General features: G+C 57.9%; 8 protein-coding genes and 1 other RNA gene. 2 read left to right on the top strand and 7 right to left on the bottom strand.

Annotated elements, in window-relative coordinates; all coding sequences use genetic code 11:
* Positions 1–231 precede the first annotated feature (231 nt).
* Complete coding sequence (locus ACN0SD_RS08580; protein ID WP_417807814.1) at positions 232–1,008, top strand: GNAT family N-acetyltransferase; 777 nt, start codon at positions 232–234, stop codon at positions 1,006–1,008.
* Positions 1,005–1,832, top strand: coding sequence for a lysophospholipid acyltransferase family protein (locus tag ACN0SD_RS08575; protein ID WP_417807813.1), 828 nt, complete (start codon positions 1,005–1,007; stop codon positions 1,830–1,832). The genes ACN0SD_RS08580 and ACN0SD_RS08575 overlap by 4 nt, the downstream gene beginning before the upstream one ends.
* Here the strand turns inward: ACN0SD_RS08575 and ACN0SD_RS08570 are convergent.
* The 7 genes from ACN0SD_RS08570 to ACN0SD_RS08540 all read right to left on the bottom strand — a co-directional run bounded on the left by ACN0SD_RS08570 (position 1,808) and on the right by ACN0SD_RS08540 (position 6,472).
* Positions 1,808–2,032 (bottom strand): ribbon-helix-helix domain-containing protein, encoded by a 225-nt coding sequence (locus ACN0SD_RS08570; RefSeq protein ID WP_417807812.1) that lies wholly within the window; start codon positions 2,030–2,032, stop codon positions 1,808–1,810. The two genes, ACN0SD_RS08575 and ACN0SD_RS08570, sit on opposite strands and share 25 nt — an antisense overlap.
* Positions 2,029–2,211, bottom strand: coding sequence for a DUF4169 family protein (locus ACN0SD_RS08565; RefSeq protein ID WP_417807811.1), 183 nt, complete (start codon positions 2,209–2,211; stop codon positions 2,029–2,031). Before ACN0SD_RS08565 ends, ACN0SD_RS08570 begins: the two co-directional genes overlap by 4 nt.
* An 86-nt stretch (positions 2,212–2,297) precedes the next feature.
* A complete protein-coding gene (gene fumC, locus ACN0SD_RS08560; protein WP_417807810.1) occupies positions 2,298–3,692 on the bottom strand; it encodes a class II fumarate hydratase in 1,395 nt (464 codons plus the stop codon).
* Between the two features lie 103 nt (positions 3,693–3,795).
* Positions 3,796–4,251 (bottom strand): SspB family protein, encoded by a 456-nt coding sequence (locus ACN0SD_RS08555; protein WP_417807809.1) that lies wholly within the window; start codon positions 4,249–4,251, stop codon positions 3,796–3,798.
* A 133-nt stretch (positions 4,252–4,384) separates the two neighbouring features.
* The gene (locus ACN0SD_RS08550) at positions 4,385–4,810 is read right to left on the bottom strand and encodes a hypothetical protein (protein WP_417807808.1); all 426 of its coding nucleotides are present in this window, start codon (positions 4,808–4,810) and stop codon (positions 4,385–4,387) included.
* Between the two features lie 107 nt (positions 4,811–4,917).
* Positions 4,918–5,273: a transfer-messenger RNA gene (gene ssrA / locus ACN0SD_RS08545) on the bottom strand.
* Positions 5,274–5,290: 17 nt separating this feature from the next.
* Complete coding sequence (locus ACN0SD_RS08540) at positions 5,291–6,472, bottom strand: hypothetical protein (protein WP_417807807.1); 1,182 nt, start codon at positions 6,470–6,472, stop codon at positions 5,291–5,293.
* Between the last annotated feature and the right edge of the window lie 62 nt (positions 6,473–6,534).

The following is a 6,534-nucleotide window of genomic DNA, read 5'->3' as shown; positions in this document are numbered from 1 at the left end:
TCAACCGCGCGCATTCGGTCTTCGTAGCTGTACATGAACTATCTCCAAGATAGTCCAACTTTTCGTCCGCACCCCCGCGCGATCAGAATTGACAAAAGGTTAACAAACCTGAGGGGCGTCGAAGAAATACACGCATAGGTTGCGCCATGCCTAAGCCGAGCGCAAGGAAATATTGCCAAGCGACGCGCGGGTTTTTACACCAGTGTAAGAAGTTAAAGGAACATCCTGCACGTGATCGACACGGCGTCATTTGAAATCCGACTTGCGCAAAGCGAGTCCGATATCGCTGCCTCACAGCGGCTGCGCTACCGTGTGTTTGTGCAAGAGCTGGGCGGCGGGGGCGAAACCGTTGATCACGCTGCGCAAATCGAACAGGACGCGCTGGATCCGCTTTATGATCATCTACTGCTGATTGATCGCAATCTGCCCGAGGGAGAGCACGTCGTGGGGGCCTATCGCTTGTTGCGCTCCGATCAGGCTCAGGCGGCGGGGCGGTTTTACTGCGATGGCGAATACGACCTAGCCCCGCTTAAAAGATCGGGCCGTAAGCTCTTGGAATTAGGGCGCTCTTGCGTGCATCCAAATTATCGCGGCGGCGCGGCGATGCTGTTGTTGTGGAACGCGTTGGCCGATTACGTGCTTGCCCATGAGGTCGAGATCCTGTTCGGCGTAGCCTCGTTTCATGGCACCGATCCCGACGCCCTGGCCCAGCCGCTGTCGTGGTTGCACCACCACCACCTGGCCCCCGAAAACCTGCGTCCGCGCGCGCTGCCAGAGGCATTCCAGCCGATGGATATTGTGAGTGCACAAGACCTTGATCGTCGCGCCGCGATGGCAGCGATGCCCAACCTAATCAAGGCCTATTTGCGTCTTGGCGGCTTCGTCGGAGAGGGTGCCTACATCGACGCACCTTTCAACACCACCGACGTTCTTTTATTGATGGATACCAAGGCGATGAGCGACAAACATCGCGCGTTTTACACCCGTCGTTTCGAAGGCCGTGCATGAGCTGGGACGCGCAAGAACCGCCACCCATACGAATATCCGCGCTCGGCTGGCTACGCGCACTAATGCGCGGCGTTGCGCTGGCTGCGTTGTGTTATGGCGGCTTGGTTTTGCTGTTGCTCCTGCGCCTGATCGAGCGTCCGCTCCACGGCCTTAACCGCCCGTGGACGCCCCGTATTACGCGAACGGTGTGCCGCATGTCCTTTCCGATACTTGGTATGCGCTATCGCGTGCGCGGACGCCCAATGCATCATATCGGCGCTGTAGTGGCCAATCATGGCTCGTGGCTTGATATTTTCGCGCTGAATGCCTGCCAGAACATCTATTTCGTATCCAAGGCCGAGGTCGCGCGCTGGCCGATGATCGGTTGGCTCGCGCGCGCGACGGGGACGGTGTTCATCCGTCGGGATCGACGCGAGGCAAAGATCCAGCAGCAAGTCTTTGAGCAGCGTATCCGCGCGGGGCATCATTTGTTGTTTTTCCCGGAAGGAACCTCCACTGACGCGCGCCGTATTTTGCCTTTTAAACCAACGCTTTTCGAGGCGTTCTTCAGTCACGGATTGGATCGGATCATGCAGATCCAACCGGTCACGGTGATCTATCATCCACCCCAAGGCGAAGATGCGCGGTTTTACGGTTGGTGGGGTGAGATGAGCTTTGGCCCGCATCTTCTCAAGGTGCTTGCGCAGCGACGCCAAGGGGCGGTGGATATCGTGTTCCACGACCCGCTTGATGTGGCCGATTTCGCCTCGCGCAAAGAGTTGGCGTTGCGTGCCGAACAAGCGGTGCGCGAGGGGCTACCCTATGAGGACGCGCCCGAGCGGTAATGCGCCAGAACGTAGAGCCGGATCGCCGTGGCAAGCCCGGCATCGACACCGCGCTCTACATCAATTTCAGCGGCTAATTCATTGATACCTTTTTCTTTTTGGTCTGCGATGTCGCGAAAGGCTTGCCAGAACTCATCTTCCAAAGTCACTGAGGTCCGATGCCCGCCCAAGGTCAGAGAGCGTTTTTTCGGGCGGCTCATTCTTCGTCCTCACGCGCATGCCCGTCCAAATCCCGACGCGCTTTGTCCCTTCGACGATCATCGAGCGAGGTTTGCGCCTTAGTGCGGCCAAATTTCACAGCGTTTTCATCTCCTTGCGCGCGATTTTTCACGCGGGCTTGCTGTTTGCGGAATTGGTTGAGATTGGTGACTTTGCTCATGCGCGCGAGTTTGCCACAGCTTTGCAGGACAAAAAAGGGGTGGCCAATCGCGGCCACCCCTTTGCGTTTTTAAGCAGCGAGAAAAATCAGCCTTTTGGGCCGATCATCTGTTCGGGGCGCACCACTGCGTCGAACGTGGCCTCATCGACGAAGCCCAGCGCGATCGCCTCTTCCTTCAACGTGGTGCCATTTTTATGCGCGGTCTTGGCAACTTTGGTTGCGTTGTCATAGCCGATTGTGGGCGCAAGTGCCGTGACCAGCATCAGCGATTCTTTCATCAGCTTGTCGATACGCGGCAGGTTTGCCTCGATGCCCACCACCATGTTATCGGTGAAGGCCGACGCCGAGTCGCCCAAAAGCTGCATGCTTTGCAAGACGTTATAGCTCATCATGGGGTTATAGACGTTGAGCTCGAAATGACCCTGCGAGCCAGCAAAGCCCACCGCCGCGTCGTTACCCATGACATGGGCGCAGACCATCGTCAGCGCTTCGGCCTGCGTCGGGTTCACTTTGCCCGGCATGATCGAGCTGCCGGGTTCGTTTTCCGGCAAGATCAGCTCACCCAGTCCCGAGCGCGGGCCCGAGCCGAGCAGGCGGATATCATTGGCGATCTTGAACAGCGAGGCGGCGACGGTTTTTAGCGCACCCGAGAACATCACCATCGCATCATGCGCGGCGAGCGATTCAAACTTATTGGGGGCTGTGACAAAGGGCAGGCCGGTGATCTCGGCCATATTGGCCGCGACCGTTTCCGCCCAGCCTTTGCGCGTGTTTAGCCCGGTGCCAACGGCCGTGCCGCCCTGCGCCAACTCATAAATATCGCCCAAGCAGGCTTCGACCCGCTCAATGCCTTTTTTCACCTGATGCGCGTAGCCGGAGAATTCCTGGCCCAGAGTCAGGGGCGTGGCGTCTTGGGTATGGGTGCGCCCGATCTTGATGATATCTTTGAAGGCAACTGATTTTGCCTCAAGGGCTGCGTGCAGTTTGCGCAAGCCCGGCAGCAACACGTCGCGCGCCTGCATCGCGATCCCAACATGCATTGCGGTGGGGAAAGTGTCGTTGCTGGACTGCCCCATGTTGCAGTGATCGTTAGGGTGGACCGGATCCTTAGATCCCATCTTGCCGCCCAACATTTCGATCGCGCGGTTCGAGATCACCTCATTGGCGTTCATGTTCGACTGCGTGCCCGAGCCGGTTTGCCACACGACCAGCGGGAAGTTGTCGTCGAATTTTCCGTCAATCACCTCGGTCGCGGCAGCGATGATCGCGTCAGCTATTTTGGCATCCATCGCGCCTTGCGCCTTGTTAACCTGAGCGCAGGCTTTTTTGATCACACCCAGCGCGCGGATGATCGGCACGGGTTGGCGCTCCCATCCGATCGGAAAGTTGATGATCGAGCGCTGCGTTTGTGCGCCCCAATATTTGTCGGCGGGAACTTCAAGCGGGCCGAAGCTGTCGGTTTCGGTGCGTGTCGCGGTCATCAGGGCCTCCATGAACTGCGAAAAACTCTTGCGCGTTCTAGGCCGAGTGGGGGTGATTTGCAATCGGTATGCGGATGTATACTGCCCCTAAGGCAGGTTCGCGCTATTTGCGGAATTGATCGAGGCTGACGACTTCGGCATCGCCGCGCGGCGCGGCCTCTGCTTTTTCGCCCTCGTCGTCGTCTTCTAGTTCGTCTTCGTCATAGGCTTGCGTTTCGAAACGCAGGCCAAACTCAACCGAAGGGTCCACAAAGGTCGAGACCGCGTCAAAGGGCACATACAACGGCTCGGGGGCATTGCCGAAATTCAGCGTAATCGAAAACCCGTCATCGGTGACCTCAAGCCCCTCATACCAATGCTGGATCACGACCGTCATTTCTTCGGGATAGCGTTCGCGCAGCCAGTCGGCGAGTTCCGCGTCAGGGTGGCGGGTGTCAAACGTGATGAAAAAATGATGTTCGCCTGGCAAACCGTTCGCAGCAATATCCTCAAGCACGGTCTGGATCAGCCCGCGCATCGCATCATGCATCAGATTGCCGTAATCTATCGAACGCGTCATGCACGGTCCCTTCTTCAACTTACCCTCAGCATAAGGGATTCGTTGCCAGAGGGAAGGGGGGTGCAATCACACAGCGGCGGAAGCAAAAAGACAGCGCTGAGCCGGGGTTGCACACTGCGTCTTAAACCCGCCGTCACGCCAATGTTTCACCCGATAGGCACAGCGCGACCGTCTCGGGGGGAAGCAGACCGAGTTGTTCGAAAATGGAAATTGCATCAAAGCTGTTGTAGGCCTCGGCGACTTGATCGCCCTCAAACCGCATCGCGAGCTGGCCCGTCGCACTGACGGCTGCGCAATTTGCGACCCCGATCCCGTCAATCTTGAGTAGCGTCCAAACCCAATCATCGCTCTCGACGCTGCGCAGGATCGAGATGTTCATGTTTCGCAGATGGGCGCGAAACGCCGGGACAAATTCGAGAAATTCCTTCGGACCAAGATTAAGTCCGTCCATGATTCCTGCTGCTTGTGCGCGATGGGTAAAGAGCGGCTTGATCAGATCGAGGCGCCCGTCGCCCCAAACGGCATTTAGCCACATTTCAATATTTTGCAGACGTGACATCGCAATCCTCTCAGGCTCGTGATCACCGCCATATTGTGCATGAACAGTTTACGATGGGGTTAACGCCGCTCGGATCACGCGATTGATCGGGTGCTGAAAGGGGAAAAGGTGCAGGATTCTGTTGCAAGGCTCCTGCGGGCCCCGCCTTACGCTGCTAGGCGCAAGGAGTTAGGTTTCGATCTCTCGAACTGCTTACGCAGCAAGAGCGACCGGAGCACGGTTGTCATTGGCAACTGTACAAATCGCACCGATAACGGTGGTAGCTCACCGAGACAAAGCATAACCCCTTTAGACGTTCGTCGATCCTATTTCGGCCCCATTCTCCCCCAATGAGGGTGGTTTGGTGGAGCCGCCGGGTACCGCCCCCGGGTCCGATCCGCTTATTACGAGCGCGTTTATGTCCATAGTCCCCCCGAAAGGGAACACATAACATATAGGCTGGGCGGGGCGCGTGATCAAGGGCGCGCGAGCGTGACACGCTTAGCTGCCCTCGGCGGGGGTCCCCAAGACGGTCATTGCCACACCGAGCAGTGCGAGCGCCCAGAAGGCCTTGCTTTTCAACCCCCTGCTTTGCAGCGCCGCCAACACGGCCTGCAATGTGTAATAGCCTGCAAAGGCGCGTGAGGCGTAAGAAATGATGACAAAGATATTCGTGCTCCATGTCAGGGCGATACCCGCCGCGATTAGCACGGGATAAGCGTGTCTGGGTTCCAGCCGTCCGCGTGTGAACTCGGAGATCAGCCCGCCTGCGCCTCCGGTATCGGCGACAGCGGCGGAAAACTGCGCCGCCAAGGCCGCTGCAACCAACATCGCGGGTAAGATCGGGGCGACCAAGCGCATCATCTCGATGATCGAGGTTTCGGTCAGGTTGTGGGCGTCGGGCACAAAGATGTAGGCCAACAGCACGATATAGACCATGTAGATAGCCGTGGAGAGCATCTGCGCCCATCGCATTGCGTCTATGCGCGTTGGGGCATCATAGCTTTTGCCCAGATAGCGCGCGGTTTCGAACCCTTGCACCGTGACGATCAGGCCAAAGATCAAACGCAGCGAGTCCCACGGCCCCAACTGACCGGGATCGAAAATCAGATTGCCCTGCGCTGCTGTCTTGCCAAAATACACGGCCAAACCCAGCAACAGCCCCCCGATAATTGCCAGTTTCAGCGCAACAGTGGCGTATTCCATCCGCTCAAGCGTGTGAAATCCGCCACCAAACCCCGCTACGGCAACCACGCCCAACGCGGCTGTCGTTACGACATTTGCCATGAAATGGCTGTTCCACGGTGTCAGCGACACAGCAAAAGCGCCAAACAGGTTGAGGTAATATGCGACCGAGATCACATAGGCGAAGGACAGCGAAAGCTGGGCGAGCTGCTCGATGCGCGAAATCAAAGCCGTATCGGGGCGCTCTTCGGCGGCGATATTGTTGCGCACGGCCGCCCCAAACAGCCAGCCCAGAATGCATAGCACAGCCATCGCAAAGGGTGCCCATGCCCCAAAACGAACCTCAAGGATCGGTCCGAGTACCAGAAACCCCGAGCCGATGATTGAGGCCAGCGGCGTCACCATCGCGCGCCAACGCGGCCGTGCGCGCAGCGCGGGCAGAAACATTCCCCCCAGAACAAGCAGGGCGACCAGCAGGATCGAAATGTTGAGAATCATATGGCCTCTCGCCTTACGACGACGATGGGGCGACACGCACGCCGCCGAAAAATCAAAGGATG

This window comes from Thioclava sp., assembly GCF_048263065.1.
GTDB lineage: Bacteria > Pseudomonadota > Alphaproteobacteria > Rhodobacterales > Rhodobacteraceae > Thioclava.
The sequence above is the reverse complement of the archived record's forward strand: the minus strand, read 5'-3'. Positions and strand labels throughout refer to the sequence as shown.

What these genes read in the sequence shown, in the direction of transcription:
- ACN0SD_RS08555 (WP_417807809.1), bottom strand. Translation starts at nt 4,251, where the DNA reads ATGACGCGTTCGATAGATTACGGCAATCTGATGCATGATGCGATGCGC.
- ACN0SD_RS08565 (WP_417807811.1), bottom strand. Translation starts at nt 2,211, where the DNA reads ATGAGCAAAGTCACCAATCTCAACCAATTCCGCAAACAGCAAGCCCGC.
- ACN0SD_RS08575 (WP_417807813.1), top strand. Translation starts at nt 1,005, where the DNA reads ATGAGCTGGGACGCGCAAGAACCGCCACCCATACGAATATCCGCGCTC.
- ACN0SD_RS08570 (WP_417807812.1), bottom strand. Translation starts at nt 2,032, where the DNA reads ATGAGCCGCCCGAAAAAACGCTCTCTGACCTTGGGCGGGCATCGGACC.
- fumC (WP_417807810.1), bottom strand. Translation starts at nt 3,692, where the DNA reads ATGACCGCGACACGCACCGAAACCGACAGCTTCGGCCCGCTTGAAGTT.
- ACN0SD_RS08550 (WP_417807808.1), bottom strand. Translation starts at nt 4,810, where the DNA reads ATGTCACGTCTGCAAAATATTGAAATGTGGCTAAATGCCGTTTGGGGC.
- ACN0SD_RS08540 (WP_417807807.1), bottom strand. Translation starts at nt 6,472, where the DNA reads ATGATTCTCAACATTTCGATCCTGCTGGTCGCCCTGCTTGTTCTGGGG.